28 protein-coding genes are annotated in these 23,219 nt (G+C 47.1%); 24 read left to right on the top strand and 4 right to left on the bottom strand.

The features are described 5' to 3' along the window. The first annotated feature begins 65 nt into the window (after positions 1-65). From AC2CGA_RS15445 to AC2CGA_RS15430, 4 genes are all read left to right on the top strand, one after another. Positions 66-992: an ABC transporter ATP-binding protein gene (locus tag AC2CGA_RS15445; protein ID WP_349686283.1), complete on the top strand. Its 927-nt coding sequence runs from the start codon at positions 66-68 to the stop codon at positions 990-992. Between the two features lie 19 nt (positions 993-1,011). Next, a complete protein-coding gene (locus AC2CGA_RS15440; protein ID WP_088005483.1) occupies positions 1,012-1,752 on the top strand; it encodes an ABC transporter permease in 741 nt (246 codons plus the stop codon). Positions 1,753-1,846: 94 nt separating this feature from the next. After that, positions 1,847-2,182, top strand: coding sequence for a hypothetical protein (locus AC2CGA_RS15435; protein WP_003156210.1), 336 nt, complete (start codon positions 1,847-1,849; stop codon positions 2,180-2,182). 114 nt (positions 2,183-2,296) lie between these two features. Continuing rightward, positions 2,297-3,442 (top strand): acyl-CoA dehydrogenase family protein, encoded by a 1,146-nt coding sequence (locus AC2CGA_RS15430; protein ID WP_048367693.1) that lies wholly within the window; start codon positions 2,297-2,299, stop codon positions 3,440-3,442. A 26-nt stretch (positions 3,443-3,468) separates the two neighbouring features. Here AC2CGA_RS15430 and fbpB read toward each other — a convergent pair whose 3' ends face one another. Together fbpB and AC2CGA_RS15420 are read right to left on the bottom strand one after the other, a co-directional pair. Beyond that, the gene (fbpB, locus tag AC2CGA_RS15425) at positions 3,469-3,615 is read right to left on the bottom strand and encodes a Fur-regulated basic protein FbpB (protein WP_003156206.1); all 147 of its coding nucleotides are present in this window, start codon (positions 3,613-3,615) and stop codon (positions 3,469-3,471) included. After that, entirely contained in the window at positions 3,602-3,781 is a 180-nt protein-coding gene (locus tag AC2CGA_RS15420; RefSeq protein WP_003156203.1) for a Fur-regulated basic protein FbpA, read from the bottom strand. The genes fbpB and AC2CGA_RS15420 overlap by 14 nt, the downstream gene beginning before the upstream one ends. A gap of 213 nt (positions 3,782-3,994) precedes the next feature. Between AC2CGA_RS15420 and AC2CGA_RS15415 the strand changes: the two genes are divergently transcribed. Next, complete coding sequence (locus AC2CGA_RS15415; RefSeq protein WP_103695301.1) at positions 3,995-4,888, top strand: cation diffusion facilitator family transporter; 894 nt, start codon at positions 3,995-3,997, stop codon at positions 4,886-4,888. On the opposite strand, the gene AC2CGA_RS15410 is transcribed toward AC2CGA_RS15415, so the two are convergent. After that, complete coding sequence (locus AC2CGA_RS15410) at positions 4,885-5,202, bottom strand: thioredoxin family protein (RefSeq protein WP_003156200.1); 318 nt, start codon at positions 5,200-5,202, stop codon at positions 4,885-4,887. The genes AC2CGA_RS15415 and AC2CGA_RS15410 overlap by 4 nt on opposite strands. Before the next feature lie 153 nt (positions 5,203-5,355). On the opposite strand from AC2CGA_RS15410, the gene AC2CGA_RS15405 reads away from it, so the two are divergent. From AC2CGA_RS15405 to AC2CGA_RS15385, 5 genes are all read left to right on the top strand, one after another. Next, positions 5,356-6,441, top strand: a complete 1,086-nt coding sequence (locus AC2CGA_RS15405; RefSeq protein WP_119891452.1) for a D-alanine--D-alanine ligase — start codon at positions 5,356-5,358, stop codon at positions 6,439-6,441. 76 nt (positions 6,442-6,517) lie between these two features. Next, a complete protein-coding gene (locus AC2CGA_RS15400) occupies positions 6,518-7,888 on the top strand; it encodes a UDP-N-acetylmuramoyl-tripeptide--D-alanyl-D-alanine ligase (protein ID WP_058906582.1) in 1,371 nt (456 codons plus the stop codon). A 330-nt stretch (positions 7,889-8,218) separates the two neighbouring features. Continuing rightward, the gene (gene cshA / locus AC2CGA_RS15395) at positions 8,219-9,703 is read left to right on the top strand and encodes a degradosome RNA helicase CshA (RefSeq protein ID WP_003156196.1); all 1,485 of its coding nucleotides are present in this window, start codon (positions 8,219-8,221) and stop codon (positions 9,701-9,703) included. A 115-nt stretch (positions 9,704-9,818) separates the two neighbouring features. Continuing rightward, a complete protein-coding gene (locus tag AC2CGA_RS15390; protein ID WP_003156195.1) occupies positions 9,819-10,298 on the top strand; it encodes a PH domain-containing protein in 480 nt (159 codons plus the stop codon). Then, the gene (locus AC2CGA_RS15385) at positions 10,288-11,754 is read left to right on the top strand and encodes a PH domain-containing protein (protein WP_003156194.1); all 1,467 of its coding nucleotides are present in this window, start codon (positions 10,288-10,290) and stop codon (positions 11,752-11,754) included. Before AC2CGA_RS15390 ends, AC2CGA_RS15385 begins: the two co-directional genes overlap by 11 nt. Here the strand turns inward: AC2CGA_RS15385 and AC2CGA_RS15380 are convergent. Next, entirely contained in the window at positions 11,751-12,350 is a 600-nt protein-coding gene (locus tag AC2CGA_RS15380; RefSeq protein WP_003156193.1) for a rhomboid family intramembrane serine protease, read from the bottom strand. The two genes, AC2CGA_RS15385 and AC2CGA_RS15380, sit on opposite strands and share 4 nt — an antisense overlap. Before the next feature lie 92 nt (positions 12,351-12,442). Here AC2CGA_RS15380 and acpS point away from each other — a divergent pair, with 92 nt between their 5' ends. The 14 genes from acpS (at position 12,443) to AC2CGA_RS15310 (ending at position 23,215) form a co-directional block, all read left to right on the top strand. Continuing rightward, entirely contained in the window at positions 12,443-12,808 is a 366-nt protein-coding gene (acpS, locus tag AC2CGA_RS15375) for a holo-ACP synthase (RefSeq protein ID WP_014304402.1), read from the top strand. Between the two features lie 164 nt (positions 12,809-12,972). Beyond that, the gene (locus AC2CGA_RS15370) at positions 12,973-13,980 is read left to right on the top strand and encodes a LolA family protein (RefSeq protein WP_003156191.1); all 1,008 of its coding nucleotides are present in this window, start codon (positions 12,973-12,975) and stop codon (positions 13,978-13,980) included. A gap of 116 nt (positions 13,981-14,096) precedes the next feature. Beyond that, entirely contained in the window at positions 14,097-15,266 is a 1,170-nt protein-coding gene (gene alr, locus AC2CGA_RS15365) for an alanine racemase (RefSeq protein WP_003156189.1), read from the top strand. A gap of 119 nt (positions 15,267-15,385) precedes the next feature. Continuing rightward, a complete protein-coding gene (gene endB / locus AC2CGA_RS15360; RefSeq protein WP_003156188.1) occupies positions 15,386-15,667 on the top strand; it encodes a type II toxin-antitoxin system antitoxin EndoAI in 282 nt (93 codons plus the stop codon). 5 nt (positions 15,668-15,672) lie between these two features. Beyond that, positions 15,673-16,023 carry a type II toxin-antitoxin system endoribonuclease NdoA gene (ndoA, locus tag AC2CGA_RS15355; protein WP_003156187.1) on the top strand — a complete coding sequence of 117 codons (351 nt, stop codon included), beginning with the start codon at positions 15,673-15,675 and terminating at the stop codon, positions 16,021-16,023. 117 nt (positions 16,024-16,140) lie between these two features. Continuing rightward, entirely contained in the window at positions 16,141-16,962 is an 822-nt protein-coding gene (locus AC2CGA_RS15350; RefSeq protein WP_003156182.1) for an STAS domain-containing protein, read from the top strand. Between the two features lie 4 nt (positions 16,963-16,966). Next, entirely contained in the window at positions 16,967-17,332 is a 366-nt protein-coding gene (rsbS, locus tag AC2CGA_RS15345) for an RsbT antagonist protein RsbS (RefSeq protein WP_003156180.1), read from the top strand. A 2-nt stretch (positions 17,333-17,334) separates the two neighbouring features. Further along, positions 17,335-17,736, top strand: a complete 402-nt coding sequence (locus tag AC2CGA_RS15340; RefSeq protein WP_003156178.1) for an anti-sigma regulatory factor — start codon at positions 17,335-17,337, stop codon at positions 17,734-17,736. 11 nt (positions 17,737-17,747) lie between these two features. Next, positions 17,748-18,755, top strand: coding sequence for a PP2C family protein-serine/threonine phosphatase (locus AC2CGA_RS15335; RefSeq protein WP_003156177.1), 1,008 nt, complete (start codon positions 17,748-17,750; stop codon positions 18,753-18,755). 63 nt (positions 18,756-18,818) lie between these two features. Beyond that, a complete protein-coding gene (gene rsbV / locus AC2CGA_RS15330; protein WP_003156176.1) occupies positions 18,819-19,148 on the top strand; it encodes an anti-sigma factor antagonist RsbV in 330 nt (109 codons plus the stop codon). Beyond that, positions 19,145-19,627, top strand: coding sequence for an anti-sigma B factor RsbW (rsbW, locus tag AC2CGA_RS15325; protein ID WP_003156173.1), 483 nt, complete (start codon positions 19,145-19,147; stop codon positions 19,625-19,627). The genes rsbV and rsbW overlap by 4 nt, the downstream gene beginning before the upstream one ends. Next, entirely contained in the window at positions 19,593-20,381 is a 789-nt protein-coding gene (gene sigB, locus AC2CGA_RS15320; protein ID WP_003156171.1) for an RNA polymerase sigma factor SigB, read from the top strand. The genes rsbW and sigB overlap by 35 nt, the downstream gene beginning before the upstream one ends. After that, positions 20,381-20,983, top strand: a complete 603-nt coding sequence (gene rsbX / locus AC2CGA_RS15315; protein WP_003156170.1) for a phosphoserine phosphatase RsbX — start codon at positions 20,381-20,383, stop codon at positions 20,981-20,983. The genes sigB and rsbX overlap by 1 nt, the downstream gene beginning before the upstream one ends. A gap of 72 nt (positions 20,984-21,055) precedes the next feature. Further along, complete coding sequence (locus tag AC2CGA_RS15310; protein ID WP_139885530.1) at positions 21,056-23,215, top strand: Tex family protein; 2,160 nt, start codon at positions 21,056-21,058, stop codon at positions 23,213-23,215. Positions 23,216-23,219 lie beyond the last annotated feature (4 nt).

Here is a 23,219-nt window from a genome sequence, read left to right as displayed (position 1 = left end):
TTATAATGCAGACAGTGCCTATGTACGGGCACTGTTTATTTTTTGTGAAAAAGGAGGAAGGCTGTATGACTGAGCCGATTTTACATATTGAAGGCCTTGACAAAACACTAGGCAAAAAGCACATTTTAAAAAACATCAGCATGGATGTCAGGCAGGGCGAGATCATCGGTTTGCTCGGTCCGAACGGGTCGGGAAAAACCACACTTATCCGAATCATCGTCGGCCTTTTAAAGAAAAACAGCGGCACGATTACAATTAACGGCTTTCAGCACGATGCTGATTTCGAAAAAGCGCTTGAATCCGTCGGAGCGATCGTGGAAAATCCTGAATTCTACCCGTACCTGACGGGGTGGGAAAATCTGAAGCACTTTGCCAACATGCACAAAAACATCAAAGAGGACAGGCTTCAGGAAGTCATCGAGCGGGTCGGGCTCACAAATGCCGTTCATGACAAAGTTAAAACGTATTCCCTTGGCATGCGTCAGCGTCTCGGGATTGCACAGGCCATTCTTCACCGTCCGAATCTGCTCATTTTAGATGAACCGACAAACGGGCTTGATCCCGGCGGAATGAAGGATTTCCGCAATCACTTAAAGGAACTCGCGGAGCTTGAAGGGACGAGCATCCTTTTTGCGACGCATTTATTGCGTGAAGTGGAAGACCTTTGCGACCGTGTCATCATCATTCAAAAAGGTGAGATCAAAACAGAGGTTGTTCTGCGCGGCGCTGCGGAAAAAGAAGAAAAAGCCATCCTCGACATTCAGCCGGCTGACGAAGCCTTCGAATGGCTGTCCCAGCAGCAATTCGTTCCGGAGAAAAACGGCGGGAGCATTACCGTCACCGTAGCGAAGAAGGACATCCCGGCATTAAACCGTGCGCTCGTCGGACAAGACTTTCTCGTGTATTCCATCATGCCGTATGCGGAATCGCTGGAGGATGAATTCATGAAAGTGACGACGGCGCTTCAAGAGGAGGGGGAGACGAATGTTTAAATTGACAGCGAATGAGCATATGAAACTCTTTAACCGAAAAGTCTCATTAGTGGCGCTGATTCTGATGGCTGTTCTCCAATTTATTATGGCGCTTGTCATTAAACGGCTTGTCATCAGTTCCGGAACGGATGAGAATTTCATCGGCTATATGGCGTACGCCCCCGGGCTGAATATTCTGCTTGAGGCATTAACGATCGTGATCGCGGCAACGATCATTTCCGCTGAATTTGATAAGAAAACGATCAAATTTTTGTTAATCCGCCCGGTAAAGCGGGAGCGGATTTTTGTATCTAAACTCATTACCGTATTTTTGGTCAGCTTGTACCTGTATGCGGCGTACTATATTCTGTCTCTGCTGTTCGGCATGGCTTTCTTCGGAGTGTCGGTGACATCTGAATCAGGGACGCTTCTTGTGAACACCCTGAAAGTAATCGGCACGAACTGGGTCGAGGCGTTTGCGATGGCATGCTTTGGCTTGTTGTGTTCTTCTGTATTCCGAAACAGCGCAACGGCCGTCATTTTGTCATTTATCGTGCTGTACGGCGCAAAATCACTTGTGACGATTATGTCGCTCTTCCAAAATAAATGGGGTAGTTTTCTGCTGTTCGCAAATACTGACCTGACGCAATATATGAGCGGGGCGAAGCCGCTGTTTGCGGGAATGACGCCGTTATTTTCCGCAGGCATTATCATTATCCATATCGTATTCTTCTTAGCCGTCGCTTGGTGGAGCTTTTGCAAACGCGATGTTCGGGTATAAAGTAAAGGAATGACATTTTTGTGAAAAAGATCACGATAAATCAATAATTTATGCTATTTTGATTTATAATAAAGGTAATGACGGAGGTGCTCACTTGAGAAATTTTATTACCGCATTACCGATTGTGTTATTGCTTGGTTTTTCCTTTGTGTCATTCATGTTTCAATTCGAACATCTTGTTTATTTCAGGCTTGCGCTGGGTTTGTTTTCTACAGTGGGGCTGTTTCTCTTATATAAAATGAAGACGGGATTCCGTTATTTCATCATCTACCTGTATGCAAGCTGGATCGTGCTTGCGGCGGTTACCGCGTTTGAAGAGCCGATTTTTTCAAGCTTTTTCTTTGGCGGGCTTGTGATGACGATGGGTTATCTCACATATATGCTGATTTATCTCGGGCTCAAGCAGGACCGCGGCCCGGAAGCAGTCTGAACGCGCTATTCTATGGAATAGCGTGTTTTTTTGTACAGCCTTACAGTTGCGAAACGAGACTTGAATCTCTATAATACTTATTAACTTTATCGGAATTATAATGGGGGGATTCTAGTGTCTTTATGGATACAGAATGAACGGCAGCGGGAATGGATGGAAAAAATCGGCCTGCTTGCAGACGAATTTCAAAAAACAGCCGCGCTTGATGATGAGGCGGGCCGTTTTCCCGCGGAGAAAATTCAAAGACTGCGCGACGCGGGATATACGGCGTTAACGGTACCTGAGGCCTTCGGCGGTGCAGGCATTTCCGTTTATGAGATGGTGCTGTTTCAGGAACGGCTGGCGCGGGGAGACGCGGCCGTCGCTCTCGGAATCGGCTGGCATTTATCCGTCATGGGTGAGCTCGGAGAAGGAAACAGCTGGGATGAAGGTGTCTTTTCATTTATCACAAAAGAGGTGAAAAAGGGAGCCGTCCTGAACAGGGCAGCGACGGAACGGCAGACCGGCAGTCCGACGAGGGGAGGAAGACCCGGCACTTCCGCTGTCAAAAAAGACGGAAAATGGGTGCTGAACGGCCGAAAAACCTTTACAACCCTTTCACTGACTTTGGATTATATGCTTGTGACGGCATGGATTGAAGAAAAACAAACGACCGGTGTTTTTCTCATTCATAAAGATCAGGCAGGCGTTTCAGTCGAAGAAACATGGGATATGATTGCCATGAAGGCGACCGGAAGCCATGATCTCCTTTTAGATCATGTCACGGTCAGTGACGAGCGGCTTGTGGAGCTTATCAGCGGGCCGAGAGCGGCGAAAGTGAATGGCTGGCTGCTTCACATTCCCGCTGCTTATCTGGGCATCGCTCAAGCGGCAAGGGACTATGCCGTCCGGTTTGCATCTGAATATTCGCCGAACAGCCTGAACGGACCGATTAAAGACGTGCCGGCCGTTCAGCAGCGTGTCGGGGAAATGGAGCTTGAATTGTTAAAAGCGAGACAGTTTCTCTTCACGGCGGCGCAAATGTATGATGATCCGAAACGCCGCCCTTTCATCAAAAGCGAGCTCGGCGCGGCTAAACATATTGTGACAAATGCCGTCCTTTCTGTTGTTGACAAAGCAATGAGAATCACCGGCGCAAAAAGCCTGGAGCGAAATAATCCGCTTCAGCGGTATTATCGGGATGCCCGGGCCGGCCTTCACAATCCGCCGATGGACGATGCGGTCATCGGCAAATTAGCGGCGGAAGCCTTTGAGCAATAAAAAAAAGAGCCTGAAAAAGGCTCTTTTTATGTATGGCTGTTGTGCCGGAGCAGTTTTTGATGCTTGCGGTCAATTCTGTCATAGATCACATTCATCAGCTTTTGATTATTCATAATGGCCGCCTTGTTTTCTTTTATCAGCTGTTCGTATGTTTTTATTTTACGTTTCGCCATGAGCCCGCACCTTCCTTACATATTTGTATTCGCTTTCTAATTCTCCGAGCGATAATTCATATAAATGCCGTTCCGACTTTTTGTATATTCCGTTATTGATCAGCAAATGGATCAGATGTTTTTTTCGTCCTTCAACTGATGATCTGAGCTGAGGAGAAGACCTCATGATTACCCTCCTAATCAATTGATATTGAGAATCATTATCAGTTAATGAAAGTATACAATGGACATATTCATATGTAAAGGAAAAATACCGCCAATTTTTCGACAAATAGTTTCCCGGGGAATAATGCTGTCGAATATTGCATTTGGTCAGATCAAAGCTGCTATTTTTCCGCTTTTCCATCCATACTATGAATGAGAATGGAGGAGTCCTTACATGAATGATCAAACGGCAAACTTAAAACGGGGCGAAAAAGGCGCGATTCTTAATATCGCCGCGTACCTCATCCTTGCCGCCGTCAAACTGGTGATCGGTCTTATTTATCATTCCGAAGCGCTCAGAGCGGACGGGTTAAATAATGCCACGGATATTGCCGCATCACTGGCTGTGCTGATCGGGCTCCGGATTTCCCAGCGCCCCGCGGACAGTGATCATGCCTACGGACATTATCGGGCTGAAACAATTTCTTCATTAATTGCGTCTTTTATTATGATGGCGGTCGGTATTGAAGTGCTGATCGGAGGAGCAAAGGCGATTGTCAGCGGAACGGAGGCCGAGCCGAGCTTCATTGCGGCATGGACGGCGCTCGGAAGCGCGATTGTCATGTACGGCATGTATGTATATAACAGCCGTCTTGCGGATCGGGTTAAAAGTTCTGCGCTTCATGCGGCGGCGAAAGACAGCCGTTCTGACGCCTATGTCAGTATTGGGGCGTTGATAGGCGTCTTAACGGCCCGGCTTCATCTGCCGTGGATTGATCCGGTCATTGCTTTTCTGATCGGAATTATCATCTGTAAGACGGCATGGGACATCTTCAAAGATGCTTCCCACTCATTAACGGACGGGTTTGATCTGAAAGATTTGGAGCCGTATAAACACACAGTGAAAGAAATAAAAGAGGTCAGCAGGCTGAAGGATGTGAAAGCAAGGTATTTGGGGAGCACGGTTCATGTGGAAATGGTCATTACGGTAGATCCGGGACTGTCTGTGAAAGAAGGCCATGAAGTAGCCGATGAAGTCGAATATGCAATAAAACATGAACATGATGTGACTCATGTCCATGTTCATGTAGAGCCTGAAGTCATAAACAAAGATCGTGAAACGAATTAAATATGCTGTGATAAAAACTCTGTGACTTCTTCGGGCGTTTTCGCGTTTGCGCTGTGAAGATGCGCTTTCTTTTCGCCGTTTTTAAAGATCAGAAGGCTCGGTATGCCCATTACCTGATATTTGTCAGCAAGCTCAGGGAGCTCGTCTCTGTTCAGCTCATACCAATCATTTTGATTATATTCTTCCAAAATATCGCCGATGAACATATTCATGCGCGTGCAGTCAGGGCACCAGTCAGCGAAAAATTTCACGATGATTTCCTTGTCGGATTGAATAAGTTCATTAAATTGTTCTGTTGTACTGATTTTTTTCATATGACACATCTCCTTTTCCATGCCATTTTAATATAAAATAAAAAGGAATTACATACAAATGCTTTCATATTCAGAATGCCCAAAAATAATTAGATCATTTTCTGAGGAAAGTGATAAGATAGTAAAGATGAATTGTTGTGGGGGGAATATCCATTGAAAACAAGTCTAGGATTGGTGTACGGCGGAAAGTCAGCCGAACACAATGTATCGCTGCAGACAGCATTAGCTGTAACAAAAGCGCTTAATACTGAGAAGTTTGATATACATCCGATTTACATCACTGAAAAAGGAGAATGGCAAAGAGGCCCGCTGCTGACTGAGCCGGTTTCCAACGTGAAAATGCTTCAGCTGGAACAAAACGGTGAAAGTTTCGCTCTATCAGCATTGAACCGGGAAATGTTTCCTGAAGCGTCGCCTGACGAAAAGGCGCCGATCGATGTCGTATTTCCGCTTCTGCACGGACCGAACGGTGAAGACGGCACCATTCAGGGACTGCTGGAATTGCTGAACGTTCCTTATGTCGGCAACGGAGTGCTTGCATCATCAGCCGGCATGGATAAAGTCATCATGAAGCATTTGTTCGCTCAAGCGGGGCTTCCGCAGGCGAAGTACGCCGCTTTCTTAAAAAAGGACTGGAAACAGACGCCGGACAGCTGCTTACAGCAGGTTGAAGAGAAGCTGGGATATCCGTGCTTCGTCAAACCGGCGAACCTCGGGTCAAGCGTCGGAATCAGCAAATGCCGAAACCGTGAAGAGCTTGAAAAAGCCTTCGAACTGGCTTTTGAGTATGACCGGAAAATTGTGGTGGAAGAAGGAATCGCCGGCAGAGAAATCGAAATCGGCGTACTCGGAAATGACGAACCGAAATGTTCCGCCGTCGGTGAAATCGCGCCGAAAACCGACTTTTACGATTACAAAGCGAAATATGAAGACGGCGACACGGATTTAATGATTCCCGCGCAAGTGACGGATGAACAATATGCGGAAATCAGCGAGATGGCGATTAAAGCCTTCAAAGCGATTGACGGATCAGGCCTTGTCCGCGCCGATTTCTTCCTGACCAATGACGGTCAAGTGCTCATTAACGAAGTGAACACAATGCCGGGCTTTACGCCATTCAGCATGTTCCCGCTGCTTTGGAAAGAAGCAGGCGTAGATTACAGTGATCTGATCGAACAGCTGGTTGAGCTGGCAAAAGAACGCCATGCCGAAAAACAGCTGATTAAACATACATTTTAATGAAGACGGACACTGCCTGAAGGGGCAGTGTCTTTTCCCGTAACAGACAACATTTTCAGAAAGCGAGGTGCCACCTTTGATAAAGCGAACTGTAAAACGAATCGCCGACATGGTCAAAGGCACACTGACAAACCCTGTATTTGAACAAACAATGATTGAGGGCGCCGCAACCGATACGCGGACTTTGGAAAAAAATCAGCTGTTCATTCCTTTAAAAGGCGAGCATTTTAACGGCCATACCTTTGTGCCGCAAGCATTCGAAAAAGGCGTTTCCGCGGTGTTGTGGGACCGCTCTGAACCGAATCCGCCGGAAGAGCGTGCCGTCATCCTTGTCGATGACACGCTGGAGGCGCTGCAGACATTGGCGAAAGCTTATTTGAAAGAACTCGGCACACGGGTCATCGGGGTGACCGGGAGCAACGGAAAAACGACAACGAAAGACATGCTTCACGCCGTTCTCAGCACTCAGTACCGTGTTCACAAAACCGCCGGCAATTTCAACAACCATATCGGCCTGCCGCTGACCGTGCTTGCCATGCCTGAAGATACAGAAATCGCCGTTTTAGAAATGGGAATGAGCGCGAGAGGCGAAATTGATTTTCTGAGCCGTCTTGCTGAACCGGAAGCTGCCGTCATTACCAATATCGGCGAATCCCACATGCAGGATTTAGGCTCAAGAGAAGGAATTGCGGAGGCGAAACTTGAAATTATAAACGGACTTCGGGAAGACGGCGTTCTGTTTTATTTCGGGGATGAGCCGCTGCTCCGCGAAAAGGCGTACACTTGCCGGACAACGACATACGGCGCAGGCGCTGACAATGATCTCCGCCTGAAAGAAATAAAACAGGCGGAAGAAGGCACGTACTTCAGTATCGACGGGATCGAACGTTCTTTCTTTATTCCGGTTCTCGGCAGACATAATGTGATGAATGCCATGGCCGCATACGCCGCCGGCATCTATTTCGGCATTACGCCGGAAAATGCCGATCTGGGACTGAGCCGCCTGAAGGTGACGGGGATGAGATTGGAACTGGTTAAAACGGAAAACGGCATCTCGATCGTAAACGACGCGTATAATGCGAGCCCGACGTCAATGAAAGCGGCGGTCGAATTAATCGAAACGATGAAAGGCTATCGGAAGAAAATGATCGTGCTCGGTGATATGCTTGAACTCGGTGATGAAGAAAAAGCATTCCACGAAGAATGCGGAGCTGCGATCAATCCGGCGGAAATTGACCATGTATTTACTTACGGCACACTCGGCGCATTCATCGCAGACGGAGCGCGCCGGCATTTTGAAGAAGGGCGCGTCAGCCATTATCTCGACAAAAAAGAACTGCTTCACGCCATACAGGATATGGCCGCTTCCGGCGATCTCCTTCTGTTTAAAGCATCGAGAGGTATGAAGCTCGAAGAAATCGTTAAAGATTTATTAGAGAAGAACTGAAAAAATACTGATCAGCATTATAAAAATATACAAAAATGAAGAAACTAATTCAGGGTGAAATAATTCTGTCCGTATGAAAAAGAAAGGCCGCCGGCTGGGAAATCCCGTCCGGCGCGGGGTCCGGCCTCGTTTGCGGGAAGAATCCGGTCAGGCCGCTTCCGGCCGCCTGACCATCTCGCCTTATTGAAAAACACATAGTGTAATGGTAAGATTAAACGTAAAGTAATTCGGGCTTTGTATACGTATGATCCTGTCCTTTGGATGAAAGGGCAGTTTTTAGTGGTAAATCACGACATTACTGAAACAGCAATCAGAAGGAGTTTGAATAATTTGACTATAACGTTTCAAGATTTCCAATTAAGTTCTGATCTCATGAAATCAATCAATCGTATGGGATTTGAAGAAGCAACACCGATTCAGGCACAAACGATTCCGCTCGGACTTTTAAATAAAGATGTCATCGGACAAGCGCAAACAGGTACAGGTAAAACAGCTGCGTTCGGTATACCCCTTGTTGAAAAAATGAACCCCGAGTCTCCTAATATTCAAGCAATCGTAATCGCGCCAACCCGTGAATTAGCCATTCAAGTATCTGAAGAGTTATATAAAATCGGACAAGATAAGCGTGCGAAAGTGCTGCCTATTTACGGCGGTCAGGATATCGGACGTCAGATCCGCGCATTGAAGAAAAACCCGCATATCATTGTAGGTACGCCGGGGCGTCTTCTTGACCATATCAACCGCCGCACGATCCGTTTAAACAACGTGAACACGGTTGTCATGGACGAGGCTGATGAAATGCTGAACATGGGATTCATTGATGATATTGAATCCATTCTCTCAAACGTGCCGAGCGACCACCAAACGCTCTTATTCTCAGCAACAATGCCTGCGCCGATCAAACGGATCGCAGAGCGTTTCATGACTGAGCCGGAACACGTAAAAGTAAAAGCGAAAGAAATGACTGTGTCCAACATTCAGCAGTTCTACTTGGAAGTGCAGGAGCGCAAAAAATTCGATACGCTGACTCGTCTTCTTGACATTCAGTCTCCGGAACTTGCGATTGTATTCGGCCGTACAAAACGCCGTGTTGACGAATTGACGGAAGCGCTGAACCTTCGCGGATATGCGGCTGAAGGAATTCACGGCGACTTAACGCAGGCGAAGCGTATGGTAGCGCTCCGTAAGTTTAAAGAAGGTGCGATCGAAGTGCTTGTAGCGACTGACGTTGCTGCCCGCGGACTTGATATCTCAGGTGTTACCCACGTTTACAACTTTGACGTGCCTCAAGATCCTGAAAGTTACGTTCACCGTATCGGAAGAACGGGACGCGCAGGAAAAACGGGTATGGCGATGACGTTTATCACACCGCGTGAGAAAAACATGCTTCGCGCGATCGAACAAACGACAAAACGCAAAATGGACCGCATGAAAGAGCCGACGCTTGACGAAGCATTAGAAGGTCAGCAGCAGGTGACGGTTGACCGTCTGCGCACGGCGATCAGCGAAAACAACCTGAACTTCTACATGACGGCAGCTGCGGAATTGTTAGAAGATCATGATGCAGTGACAGTTGTGGCTGCAGCCATTAAAATGGCGACAAAAGAGCCGGACAGCACGCCTGTACGCCTTACTGATGAAGCGCCGATGGTCAGCAAACGCTATAAAAACCAGCGTACTTCTAAGCGCAGAGACGGCCAAGGCGGCGGCTACCGCGGCGGCAAAGGGAAAAACAACAACCGTTCTTCCTACGATAAAAAACGCTCAAGCGACCGCCGTTCTTCAGGTGACAGACGCCAGAAAAAATCATACTAAAACACAGGAAGCGGACCCTTTTACGGGGTCCGCTTTTTTTGATATGCCGGAAAGTGAATCTTTTTTGCAAATCAGCCGTATTTGTATGTATGATAAAAAATGGGAGGTAGGTATGTTGAGAGCACAGCCAAAAAATCGAATCAGTCCAAGCGGCTTAAAAGTCTGGCGTCTTCAGGAAATCATCCTGTCCGCCTTCTGTCTTCTGGCCGTTATAGCAGCAGCTGTTTTAAGCCATTTCTTCCATTGGCCGTATTGGATCACCGGAGTCCTCGGCATCATTTGGGTCATCGGTTCAGTGATATCCGTCTATGCCATACCGAAAATCAGGCACAGGATCTGGCGCTATGAGGTCCATGAAAATGAAATTGATATTCAATCCGGCATTTTTATAGTCAAACGGGTCATTGTGCCGATGGTGAGGGTGCAGCACGTAGATACTTCACAAGGCCCGCTCCTCAGAAGGTACCGCCTGGCCTCAGTCAAAATCTCCACGGCGGCAACCGTTCATTCCATTCCGGCGCTTGATATGGAGGAAGCTGACCGGCTGAGGGATTCCATTTCCCGTCTGGCAAGGGTGACGGAAGATGATGTCTGAACCGAAACGTCTGCACCCGGCGGCCGTGATTTTGAACTTATTCCATATTATTATCGAAACCATTAAAAACATTATTCTGCCATTTTTTCTCGTCTATATTGTTAATTCCAACCACTTCATCCGCTTTTACGGAGGCATTGCGCTCGCTGTCCTGCTTATCTGGCTGATTACGGCAAGTGTGATCGAGTGGAGAAAATTTACATACCGGATTGAGGACGGAGAATTCAGAATTGAAGAAGGCTTGTTTTTTACGAAAAAGAGATACATCTCCATTGACCGGATTCAATCAATGAATACGAGTGCCGGCATCGTTCAGCAGCTTTTTAAGCTTGTTAAGCTTCAAATCGAAACGGCCGGCGACGGGAAAAACGCCGAGGCCGTCTTATCCGCCATTACTGTGGAAGAGGCGGAACGGATCAGAGCGGCTGTTTTTCAGCAAAAAGCGGAACAAGAAGAACGAGGGGAGACCGCAGCGGAGCAGGAGCCGATCCGCGGGGAAGATGTGCAATCCGTTTACCGCCTGTCTGTGGGTGAGCTGCTTATGGCCGCCTCAACATCCGGGGGGATCGGTGTCATCATCTCAGCGGTATTCGCCCTCTTTTCTCAGCTTGATGAAGTACTTCCGATGGACTGGCTCTACGACAGGTTTTCTTTTCTCAAGCATGCGAGCATCGGCATATACGCCGTGATCATTTTTATAGGATTGTTCATCGCCTGGCTGTTAAGCATCGCCGGTATGATGATCAAGCATGCCAACTTTAAGATAGAAAAAAAGGAACACGAATTGGTCATTACGAGAGGAATTATTGAAAAACATCAAGTGACCATCCCGCTCCGTAAAATCCAAGCCATTAAAATTAAAGAAAATGTAATCAGGCAGTTATTCGGATACGCGACGGTTGCGATTGTCAGCGCGGGAAGTGCGGGGAATGAGAAAGAAGGAGCTCAGACGATTCTGTTTCCGATCATCCGCAAATCAAAGCTCGTTGTGATGCTGAACGGTTTCACACCGGATTACGTACTGGAAGAAAACCGGAATCATTTGCCGAAAAGGGCGCTGCGCCGGTATTTATTCCGCTCCGTTATCTTCTCGGTTTTCGTGATCATTCCGCTTTGTATTCTGTTTAAACCGTGGGGGTATGCATCGCTCCTTGTGCTTCCCGTCGAACTGGTGCTGGGCTACGCCTCATTTAAGAGCGCGTCATGGTGCTTAAACGGAGGCCGGCTACAGCTCACCACACGGCTGATCGGGAAGACGACCACGATTATGCTGAGAAGAAGAATGCAGATGTTTGAAGTCAGCCGCTCCTTTCTGCAAAAAAGAAGGCGGCTCGCATCTGTGGCTACCGCAGTGAAATCAGCTCACCACATGGAGCATGTCATGCTGAAGGATGTCAGCGAGGAAGATGCCGAACGCATCGGGCGCTGGTATTCATATGAAAAAGCGGACGGTTAATACCGCCGCTTTTTTTGCTGCACGCATAAAAAGGAAAGCAAAAATCCGCCTGCCAGTCCGAACAAATGCGCCATAATGTTAATATTAGAATTGATAAACGTCGACAGTACCGCGATGATAAGCAGGGTCATAATCATTTTCGACTGGTCCCGGCCGATCAGCTCCTTGCGGAAAACAGTCAGAAACACATACACGCCGAAAAGTCCGAAAATCGCGCCGGATGCGCCGACATGCACATAATCAAGCGGTTCGGCAAGATATGTGCCGATATTGCCGATAATGCCCGATGCGATGTACACAATCAGAAAACGGACTTTTCCGAGCATCTGCTCCAGCGGGGGCGCGAATAAAAAGAGAGACATGGAGTTAAACAAAAGGTGAGTGAAATTCGCATGTAAAAACATCGGTGTCACCAGCCGCCACCATTCTCCCGAGGAAACGCCGTAATTATAGCCGGTCACTGCATCTGACCACATCATGACGGAATGAAGCGGCATACTGAAAAACAGCCACAAGAACGCCTGCAGCGCCAAGATACAGCTGACGGCCGGATAACGTCTGATAAAAGTCTGGAAATTTTCCGTACGTATAAACATCGCAAGCCCCTTTGCATCTGATTTGTTACATATATAGTAACACGTTTATGACATAAACCGTTTTTTAGTACGGACTTTTAGGAGGAATTCACATGATTTTCGGAATCGGAATCGACATCGTTGAACTGCACAGAATTGAAAACATGCTCAGCCGGCAGGCGAGGTTTCCGCAAAGAATATTGACGGAGGCTGAATACGCCCGTTTTACATTGCTGTCGGACAAAAGGAAAATTGAATTTCTCGCGGGAAGATTTGCGGCAAAAGAAGCCTTTTCGAAAGCATACGGAACGGGTATCGGCAAAGAGCTCAGCTTTCAGGATATCGAAACCGGAAACGACACGGCGGGCAAGCCGGTGCTGACCTGCGCCAAGCTGGACGGCGCGGCGGTTCACGTCTCCATTACCCATACAAAAGAATACGCCGCGGCACAGGTCGTGATTGAAAGGTTGTCACGCTAGTCTGCATATTAGCCGAAACCCCTTCATATATTTGATAGTGCATTAAGGGAGACAAGTTGTTTGAGGCTTTTATGGTACGCGTCCGTCCGTTCAGGGCGTACCGTTAAAGTCAAACAAGCGATTTCTTCCCTTTACATCAATTGAGAAGAAGGGGTTGAAAAAAGGTGAGAAAAAGCTTTGTTTTGCTTTTAACGGGACTGCTTGCCGTCCTTATTCTTTCGGCCTGCGGCCAAAAATCACAGGAAGATATCGTGAACGGTTTAGATAAGAAGGCGAAAGAATACACCTCGTACAAAGCGAAAGCCAAAATGACCATTCAGACGGGGAGTGATCCGCAAGTATACAATGTGGAAATCTGGCATAAAAAACCTTCCCTGTACCGGGTCTATCTGGAAAATCCGAAAAAAGACCAAAACCAAGTCATTTTACGGAACGCCAACGGAGTCTTTGTCCTTACGCCGTCTTTAAATAAGAGCTTCAGGTTCCAAAGCGACTGGCCGAATAACAGCAGCCAAGTATATTTGTTTGAGTCACTTGTAAAGGACGTGCAGCATGACAAAGACGCCGTCTATTCCGCCAAAGATAAAAAGTACACGTTTGAAACAAAAACAAACTATCAGCACAACAAAATGCTGCCGACTCAGGAAATCACTTTCAACAAAAAGGACATGAGCCCGTCGCTCGTCAAAGTGATGGATACAGACCGGAAAGTGATGGTAAAAGTCGAATTCAAAAGCTTTGAATTCAACAAGCCGTTTGATAAAGACTCTTTTGACGAGAAGAAAAATATGACGCTTTCCCAGATGGACGTCGCCACAAGCGCCAAGCCGTCTGATTCATTTGCGGTCAAAACACCGCTTCAAGTGCCGGCCGGCGTCAAAAAGCTTGAAGAGAAAGATATTTCAACGGCGGACGGCAAACGGATCGTCATGACTTACGGCGGAGAAAAATCCTTCACCCTTATTCAAGAAAAAGCCCATATCGCAAAAGCCGCCTCTGCCGTCACGCTGAAAGGCGAACCGGTTAATCTCGGCTTCACGGTGGCCGCATTATCTGATACGTCTTTAACGTGGACATATGACGGAGTGGATTATCTTCTGTCATCACAGGATCTGACAAAGGATGAAATGGTGGCCGCCGCCAAAAGCATGCAGGGACAGTCGTCAAAATAATGTCAAAAAAGAGGCCGCCGCTGTCGGTCTCTTTTTTGATTCCATTTCACTTTGCAGAATAATTTTAGTATGATAATAACAATATGAATTGAAAATAATGCTAGGAAGTGTATCGAATGAACACAGCATCCTTTTACAGAGAAACGTGGGCGGAAATCAACCTGTCCGCGATTAAAGAAAATGTCACGCATATGAAAAAACACATCGGGCAAAACGTCCATCTCATGGCGGTTGTAAAGGCGAACGCTTACGGCCACGGAGATTTGGAAGTTGGGAAAGCCGCGCTTGAAGCGGGTGCCTCTTGTCTTGCCGTAGCCATACTGGATGAAGCGATTTCATTGAGAAAACGGGGCATTACAGCGCCGATTCTTGTGCTTGGCGCCGTGCCGCCCGAATATGTACAAGCAGCTGCCGAGTATGACGTAACACTCACGGGATATTCTGTTGAATGGCTTCAGGAAGCTGCGCGCCACCTCGGAGGTGCCACATTGCCGTTTCATCTGAAAGTCGATACCGGCATGAACAGACTCGGAGTCAAAACGGAGGAAGAAATCCAAAGCGTGTTAAAAATCCTCAGCCAAAATCCCGGTTTAGTCTGTAAAGGCGTTTTCACCCACTTTGCTACCGCGGATGAGAAAAACAGAGATTATTTCCTCTTCCAGTTTGACCGCTTTAAAACATTGATCGCTCCGCTCCCTTTAAAAGAATTGATGGTGCACTGCGCGAACAGCGCCGCCGGACTTCGCCTTAAAAAAGGCTTCTTTAACGCGGTTCGTTTCGGCATCAGTATGTACGGGCTTCGTCCTTCTGCTGACATCCAAAGCGAAATTCCGTTTCAATTAAAGCCGGCTTTTGCGCTGCACTCTGTGTTATCCCATGTGAAAAAAATCCGCAAAGGGGAAAGCGTCAGCTACGGCGCAACATATACGGCAGAGAAGGATCAATGGATCGGAACGGTTCCCATCGGCTATGCAGACGGGTGGCTCCGCAAGCTGAGCGGCACGTCTGTGCTGATCGGCGGCAAACGGATGAACATCGCGGGAAGAATCTGCATGGATCAATTGATGGTCGAATTAGATCAATCTTATCCGCCGGGCACCAAAGTCACCCTGATCGGCAGCCAGAAGGAAGAAACGATCACGATGGATGAAATCGCAGGGCGGCTTGAGACGATTAATTACGAGGTCCCTTGTACCATTAGTTCCCGCGTTCCCCGTATGTTTTTGGAAAATGAGAGTATAATGGAAGTAAGAAATCCTTTACTGCAAGATAATACAAACAAGTAGCCGTCATCCGGAAAAAGAGAATTTATAAAACAGCTTTGCTTGACGTTTGAATAATGGTATCATTATGTCTGGATGGATGAATTGGTCGTATCCGTAAGTTTGGTGGAGGTGTATGTTTTTTGTCTGAATCCAGCGCAAGAACCGAAATGAAAATCAGCTTGCCCGAAAACTTAGTAGCTGAATTGGATGGTGTAGCGATGCGGGAGAAACGAAGCAGAAACGAACTGATATCACAAGCAGTGAGAGCGTATGTCAGCGAACGGACAACTCGCCATAACCGTGATTTGATGAGACGCGGGTATATGGAAATGGCGAAAATCAACTTGAATATCTCTTCTGAGGCTCACTATGCTGAGTGCGAAGCAGAAACGACCGTTGAGCGCTTAGTCAGCGGAGGATAATCATTTTGATTGTAAAGCGCGGCGATGTTTATTTTGCTGATTTATCTCCTGTTGTTGGCTCAGAGCAAGGCGGCGTACGCCCGGTTTTAGTGATCCAGAATGATATCGGAAATCGCTTTAGCCCGACTGCTATTGTTGCAGCCATAACAGCCCAAATACAGAAAGCGAAATTACCAACCCACGTCGAAATTGATGCAAAACGCTACGGTTTTGAAAGAGATTCCGTTATTTTGCTGGAGCAAATTCGGACGATTGACAAGCAAAGATTAACGGATAAAATAACTCATCTGGATGATGAAATGATGGATAAGGTTGATGAAGCCCTGCAAATCAGTTTGGCACTCATTGATTTTTAGTCATATTTTGGTTGCTCATATAGAGCAACTTTTTTTGTTTTCGAAAAACATAAGCGCTATAATAAAGAAATAATCAAACAAAATTTGTTGTTTTGTGTCGGGAGGTCAGTGAAACCCATGTCGAATCAGAAAGTGTATCAGTTCATTATTGATCAGCATGATGAACTGCTTGATACTTGGACAGCCAAACTAAAAGAAGTAGGCAATCAGGAAGACTATCAGCTTACGAATCACATATGTGAAAATATTTGTAAAGATTATATAGACATTCTTTTATTATCGACAAAAAATGACGAGGCTACGGAAGAGCAGATCAGTGAACTCGCACTGCGCGCCGTTCAGCTCGGCCTGTCGCTGAAACTTCTTTCAGCCACCCTGTCAGAGTTTTGGAAACTGCTTTACGAAACGATGGTCGACCTTAATATGGCCGATCAGGACAGAGCAGACTTGATTTTGGAAATAGACAGCTTTTTCAATCCGATCAACACGGAAATCTTAAATCAGTATTCTATCTCCTGGGAAAAAACGGTAACTTTGCAAAAAATCGCGCTTCAGGAATTGTCGGCTCCGCTGATCCCGGTATTTGAGCATGTAACGGTCATGCCGCTTGTCGGGACAATTGATACGGAGCGTGCAAAGCATATTATGGAAAATCTGTTAAACGGCGTCGTAAAGCACCGTTCACAGGTTGTATTAATTGATATCACGGGCGTGCCGGTCGTTGATACGATGGTGGCGCACCATATTATTCAGGCATCAGAAGCGGTGCGGCTTGTCGGCGCGAAATGTCTGCTCGTCGGAATCCGTCCGGAAATCGCGCAGACGATCGTTAATCTGGGAATTGATTTGTCGCAGGTTATTACGAAGAATACCCTTCAAAAAGGAATTCAAACAGCGCTTGAAATGACAAATCGAAAAATCGTTTCATTGGGGGAATAACATTGTGAGACATCCAAAAATCCCGATCCTGAAACTGTATAACTGCTTATTGGTATCCATCCAATGGGAGCTTGACGACCAGACAGCTTTGCATTTTCAAGAAGATCTGCTGAACAAAATCTATGAAACCGGCGCAAACGGGGTCGTCATTGACCTGACATCCGTTGACATGATTGATTCATTTATCGCGAAAGTGCTCGGCGATGTCATCACCATGTCTAAATTGATGGGCGCAAAGGTCGTATTGACGGGAATTCAGCCGGCTGTGGCGGTCACATTGATTGAACTCGGAATCTCACTTGAGGAAATTGAAACGGCGCTCGATTTAGAGCAAGGGCTTGAGACATTGAAGCGGGAATTGGGGGAATAGCGATGAACGACCAATCCTGTGTGAAAATCATGACAGAATGGGATATCGTAGCCGCCAGACAGCTTGGCCGCAACGTTGCGAAGGAATTAGGCTTCGGCACGGTGGACCAGGCCAGAATCACGACGGCTATCTCAGAATTGGCCAGAAACATTTACTTATATGCAGGCAAGGGCCAGGTCAGCATAGAACAAGTAAACGACAGAGGGAAAAAAGGCCTTAAAATTATAGCAGAAGACAAAGGACCCGGAATCCCCGACATCCGTAAAGTGATGGAAGACGGCTTTTCAACGTCAGGCGGACTGGGAGCGGGACTTCCGGGCGTCAAAAGGCTGATGGACGAATTCAGCCTGCAATCTGTTGCAGAGGAAGGAACAGAGATTCAAGCCGTAAAATGGCTTCGGTAGGAGGTTAGAACGTGGATTTCAGGGAGGTTATAGAGCAGCGGTATCATCAGCTGCTTAGCCGATATATAGCCGAATTAACAGAAACATCTTTATATCAAGCCCAAAAATTCAGCCGAAAAACGATTGAACATCAGGTTCCTCCGGAGGAGATCATCAGCATCCACCGAAAAGTGGTAAAGGAACTGTATCCGGATCTGCCGGAAGATGTTTTTCATTCGCTGGATTTTTTAATAGAAGTCATGATTGGCTACGGGATGGCTTATCAGGAACACCAAAGTCTGAGAGATATCCAGCAGGAGCTTCGTTCAGAAATTGAAATTGCCGCAAATGTTCAGCAGACGCTGCTGGGCACAAAAATTCCTGAAGAAGAAGAACTGGATATCGGGGCGATCAGCGTCCCCGCCAAGCAAATGAGCGGGGACTATTATCACTTTGTCAAAGACAAGGAATCGATTAACATCGCGATAGCCGATGTCATCGGAAAAGGAATACCCGCCGCATTGTGCATGTCGATGATCAAGTATGCCATGGACTCTCTTCCGGAGATCGGCATTCACCCCTCCCAAGTGCTGAAAAATCTTAACCGCGTTGTAGAACAGAACGTGGACTCAAGCATGTTTATCACCATGTTTTACGCAAACTACAATACGAAAAATCACCAATTTACATATGCTTCTGCGGGGCATGAACCGGGCTTCTACTACTCTGAAAAAGAAAAAAAGTTTTATGATCTGGAGGCAAAAGGATTGGTGCTGGGAATTTCCCAGGATTTTGATTACAGCCAATATGAACAGCACATGGACGAAGGAGACATGATCGTTCTTTTTTCTGACGGCGTCACCGAATGCCGTACCGAAAACGGTTTCTTAGAACGCAGCGACATTCAGCGCATGCTGGAAGAACATATGGACTGCTCCGCGCAGGATATGGTCAAAAATATTTACGACAGCCTGCTGAGACTTCAGGACTTTCAGCTTCATGATGATTTTACGTTAATTGTTTTGAAAAGAAAGGTTTAAAAAAACGGCAGCACGGGTAAAAAGCCATTAGCACGAGTAAGGATAACTTTCAGAGGTGATACGATGAATTTAACGGTAGATATGAAGGAGAATCTTTCAGATATACAAATCAATATCGCTGGAGAAATCGATGTATACTCAGCTCCGGTGGTTCGTGAAAAGCTGATGCCCCTGGCAAACGAGGGGAAGGACATGAGAATCTGCTTAAAAGATGTAAACTATATGGACAGTACGGGTTTAGGCGTTTTTGTAGGCGTGTTTAAAACGGTGAGCAAGGAAGGCGGCTCTCTGAAGCTTGAGAATCTTTCCGACCGGCTCGTCCGTCTGTTTGAAATTACGGGGCTTAAGGACATCATCGACATTTCGGCAAAGTCAGAAGGTGGCGTGCAATGAGTACATCAGTTGATTATATAGAGATGAAAATTCCGGCCGAACCGGAATATGTAGGAATCGTCAGGCTTACATTATCAGGAGTCGCCAGCAGAATGGGCTATACCTATGATGACATTGAAGATTTAAAAATCGCTGTCAGCGAAGCTTGTACAAACGCTGTCCAGCATGCATACAAAGATGAAAATAAGGGAGAAGTATCCGTGCGGTTCGGTGTGTTTGAGGATCGGCTGGAGGTCATTGTCGCCGATCAGGGAGACAGCTTTGATTTTGATCAGAAGCAGCAGGATCTCGGGCCGTACACACCTTCGCACACAGTCGATCAATTGTCAGAAGGAGGGCTCGGTCTGTATTTAATGGAAACGCTCATGGATGAAGTCAAAGTTCAAAGCAACTCTGGCGTAACCGTGGCGATGACAAAGTATTTAAATGGGGAGCGAGTTGATCATGGCACAACCATCAAAAACTACGAAACTAACTAAAGATGAAGTTGATCGGCTCATACGCGACTTTCAAACACATGATAATAAAGAAGCCCAGGAAACACTCGTCGAGGTGTATACCAATCTCGTCGAAATGCTGGCAAAGAAATATTCAAAAGGAAAAAGCTTTCACGAAGATCTCCGCCAGGTCGGGATGATCGGACTTCTCGGAGCCATTAAACGGTATGATCCCGAGGTCGGCAAATCCTTTGAAGCATTTGCGATTCCGACCATCATCGGCGAGATCAAACGCTTCCTCAGAGATAAAACATGGAGCGTACACGTCCCGAGACGGATTAAAGAACTCGGGCCGCGCATTAAAATGGCGGTGGATCAGCTGACGACAGAGACGCAGCGGTCGCCGAAAGTCGAAGAAATCGCAGCCTTTCTCGATGTGTCAGAAGAGGAAGTGCTTGAAACGATGGAGATGGGAAAAAGCTATCAGGCGCTTTCTGTCGATCACAGCATCGAAGCGGATGCGGACGGAAGCACCGTCACGATTTTAGATATCGTCGGGTCGCAGGAGGAAGGATACGAACGCGTCAACCAGCAGATGATGATCAAAAGCGTGCTTCATGTGCTGTCCGACCGCGAAAAACAGATTATCGATCTAACATTTGTGCAAAATAAAAGCCAAAAAGAAACAGGGGACATTCTCGGAATATCTCAAATGCACGTCTCGCGCCTGCAGCGGAAAGCGGTGAAAAAACTGAGAGAGGCCTTGATTGGAGATCCCTCCATGGAGCTAATGTAATGATTCAGGTTGAAGAAAATGAACATGTTCAAACTCTTGTATACCAATTAAATAAAGAAGGCAAGTCCATATGCGGCGACAGCTTTTTTATGAAGGCGAATGAAGAAGAATTAGTTTGTGCGGTAGCGGACGGTCTCGGCAGCGGATCTCTTGCCAATGAATCCTCGTCAGCCATTAAAGACATCGTGGAAACGTATGCGGATGAGGATGTGGAAAGCATCATTGAGCGCTGCAATCAAGCGATGAAAAACAAAAGAGGGGCGACTGCCTCCATCTTAAAAATCAATTTCATCAAAAGGGAATTGACATACTGCTCGATCGGCAACGTCCGTTTCTTCCTGCACTCCCCATCAGGCGAAGTTTTTCATCCGCTGCCGATTTCGGGTTACCTCTCAGGCAAACCGCAAAGATACAAAACGTATACGTCATCATACGAAAAAGGGGCGACATTCATCATCTACACGGATGGGCTTGAGGTTCCGCATATCCGCACCTGCTTAAAGCAGGGACACTCAATAGAAGAAATATCAAAATCACTTCATCCGTACACAACATCCAGACGTGATGATTTGACCTATATTCTCGGGCAGCTTTTATCGTAAGGCTGCTTTTTTTATGTTCCGCCGTTTTTTGATACACTAGAGAAAGAAAGAAGAGATGGAGGCTTTTGTGATATGGAAACGTTAGCCCTTTTGAAAAAACAAATTGCTGAAGAAACAGCGTTATCCCAAAAACATGTCGAAAGTGTCATCCGCCTGCTGGAAGACGGCAATACCGTCCCGTTTATTGCGCGGTACCGAAAAGAGCAGACCGGCTCAATGGACGAGGTGCAGATTCAGGCAATCTCCGAGCGGTGGCAATACATACAAAACCTGACGCAGCGGAAAGAAGAAGTCATCAGATTGATCTCCGAGCAGGACAAGCTGACAGACGGGCTGAAGCAAAAAATCGAGCAAGCGGTCAAGCTTCAGGAAGTTGAGGATTTATACCGCCCCTTCAAACAAAAACGGAAAACAAAAGCCACCGTCGCCAAAAGCAAAGGCCTTGAACCGCTTGCGGACTATATTCTTTCTCTCCCGAAAGAAAACCGCCTTCACGACGTCGCTGATCAATATATCAGTGCAGAAAAAGAAGTCGCTTCAAGAGAGGAAGCCATTGAAGGCGCGAAGCACATCATAGCCGAACAAATCTCGGATGATCCTCATTTCAGAAAGTGGATCCGCCAGGAAACGTATAAAAAAGGAATTCTCACTTCCGCGGCAGGCAAGTCAGCCGCAGATGACGAGAAAAACGTCTATGAAATGTACTACGAGTACGAAGAGCCGATCCAAAAGGTCGTTCCTCACAGAGTGCTTGCAATGAACCGCGGTGAAAAAGAAGGCATTTTAAAGGTTGCGATCGAACCGCCCGCCGATCAGATAAAAGCTTATTTAGAAAAGCAAATCATCAAACACCGTGAAACACCTGTGAAAGAAACGCTGAAAGAAGCCATTGAGGACAGTTATAAACGCCTGATCCAGCCGGCTATTGAACGCGATATCCGCAAAGAGCTGTCAGAAAAAGCAGACGCGCAGGCGATCCATATTTTCGCTGAAAACCTGCGTAAGCTCCTGCTGCAGCCGCCGATGAAGGGAAAAGTCGTGCTCGGCGTCGATCCGGCCTTCCGTACGGGGTGCAAACTTGCAGTCGTTGATGAGACGGGAAAAGTGCTGAAAATCGACGTCATTTACCCGCACGCTCCCGTCAAAAAGACAGCGGAAGCCCGGAAAAAAATCAAAGAATTGCTGGACCGGTACAAAGTCGAGGTTGTGGCGATCGGAAACGGCACGGCATCACGGGAGACAGAGCAATTCGTCGTTGATGTGCTGAAAGAAACAGAGCGGGACATTTATTATGTCATCGTCAATGAGGCCGGAGCAAGCGTGTATTCCGCGTCAGAAATCGCCCGTGAGGAATTTCCGGATTTTCAGGTCGAAGAGCGCAGCGCCGTCTCCATCGCGCGGAGATTGCAGGACCCGCTGGCCGAGCTTGTGAAAATTGATCCTAAATCCGTCGGTGTCGGGCAATACCAGCATGATGTCAGCCAAAAGCATTTAAACGAATCTCTCCGTTTTGTCGTAGAGACCGTTGTCAACCAAGTCGGGGTGAATGTCAATACAGCATCAGCCGCGCTGCTTCAATATGTAGCCGGATTATCCAAAACCGTTGCCGGCAATATCGTCAAAAAAAGGGAAGAGCTCGGAAAATTTACAAACCGCAAAGAGCTGAAAGAAATCCCGCGTCTCGGCGCAAAAACATATGAACAGTGCATCGGCTTTTTGAGAGTGCCCGGAGGACGGGAGCCGCTCGACCGCACCGGGATACACCCGGAAAGCTATAAAGAGACAAAGGCGCTGCTCAAAAAACTACAGCTCACTGCGGATCACATCGGAAGCGCGGACGTAAAAGAGAAAATCAGCGCACTGCCGCTGTCTGAAACGGCTGAGGAGCTCGGTATAGGGGAGATTACGCTTGCGGATATTTGCGGGCAGCTGACAAGGCCGGAGCGAGATCCCCGTGACGAAGTGCCGAAGCCTTTGCTGAAAAAAGACGTTCTGCAGCTTGAGGATTTAAAGGAAGGAATGGAATTGCAGGGCACCGTCCGGAACGTTGTGGACTTCGGCGCTTTCGTCGATATCGGCGTCAAGCAGGACGGGCTTGTGCACATCTCAAAACTGAGCAATCAATTCGTCAAACATCCTCTCGACGTCGTATCGGTCGGAGACATCGTCACCGTATGGGTTGAAGGGGTGGACGTGCAAAAAGGCAGAGTGTCGCTGTCTATGGTAAAATAAAAGC

The organism is Bacillus sp. SYZHCR11, assembly GCF_057196865.1.
Note: the sequence above shows the minus strand (reverse complement) of the source record. Positions and strands in the feature narration are given on the sequence as shown.

Excerpts from the sequence above, each read along its gene's own strand:
- AC2CGA_RS15385 (WP_003156194.1), top strand. The coding sequence starts at position 10,288 with ATGATGTCTGAACCGAAACGTCTGCACCCGGCGGCCGTGATTTTGAAC.
- AC2CGA_RS15340 (WP_003156178.1), top strand. The coding sequence starts at position 17,335 with ATGAACGACCAATCCTGTGTGAAAATCATGACAGAATGGGATATCGTA.
- AC2CGA_RS15310 (WP_139885530.1), top strand. The coding sequence starts at position 21,056 with ATGGAAACGTTAGCCCTTTTGAAAAAACAAATTGCTGAAGAAACAGCG.
- alr (WP_003156189.1), top strand. The coding sequence starts at position 14,097 with ATGAACACAGCATCCTTTTACAGAGAAACGTGGGCGGAAATCAACCTG.
- AC2CGA_RS15410 (WP_003156200.1), bottom strand. The coding sequence starts at position 5,202 with ATGAAAAAAATCAGTACAACAGAACAATTTAATGAACTTATTCAATCC.
- rsbW (WP_003156173.1), top strand. The coding sequence starts at position 19,145 with ATGAGTACATCAGTTGATTATATAGAGATGAAAATTCCGGCCGAACCG.
- AC2CGA_RS15380 (WP_003156193.1), bottom strand. The coding sequence starts at position 12,350 with ATGTTTATACGTACGGAAAATTTCCAGACTTTTATCAGACGTTATCCG.
- sigB (WP_003156171.1), top strand. The coding sequence starts at position 19,593 with ATGGCACAACCATCAAAAACTACGAAACTAACTAAAGATGAAGTTGAT.
- rsbX (WP_003156170.1), top strand. The coding sequence starts at position 20,381 with ATGATTCAGGTTGAAGAAAATGAACATGTTCAAACTCTTGTATACCAA.
- fbpB (WP_003156206.1), bottom strand. The coding sequence starts at position 3,615 with ATGGCGAAACGTAAAATAAAAACATACGAACAGCTGATAAAAGAAAAC.
- AC2CGA_RS15350 (WP_003156182.1), top strand. The coding sequence starts at position 16,141 with ATGTCGAATCAGAAAGTGTATCAGTTCATTATTGATCAGCATGATGAA.
- acpS (WP_014304402.1), top strand. The coding sequence starts at position 12,443 with ATGATTTTCGGAATCGGAATCGACATCGTTGAACTGCACAGAATTGAA.
- AC2CGA_RS15440 (WP_088005483.1), top strand. The coding sequence starts at position 1,012 with ATGAAACTCTTTAACCGAAAAGTCTCATTAGTGGCGCTGATTCTGATG.
- AC2CGA_RS15420 (WP_003156203.1), bottom strand. The coding sequence starts at position 3,781 with ATGAGGTCTTCTCCTCAGCTCAGATCATCAGTTGAAGGACGAAAAAAA.
- AC2CGA_RS15415 (WP_103695301.1), top strand. The coding sequence starts at position 3,995 with ATGAATGATCAAACGGCAAACTTAAAACGGGGCGAAAAAGGCGCGATT.
- rsbV (WP_003156176.1), top strand. The coding sequence starts at position 18,819 with ATGAATTTAACGGTAGATATGAAGGAGAATCTTTCAGATATACAAATC.
- AC2CGA_RS15445 (WP_349686283.1), top strand. The coding sequence starts at position 66 with ATGACTGAGCCGATTTTACATATTGAAGGCCTTGACAAAACACTAGGC.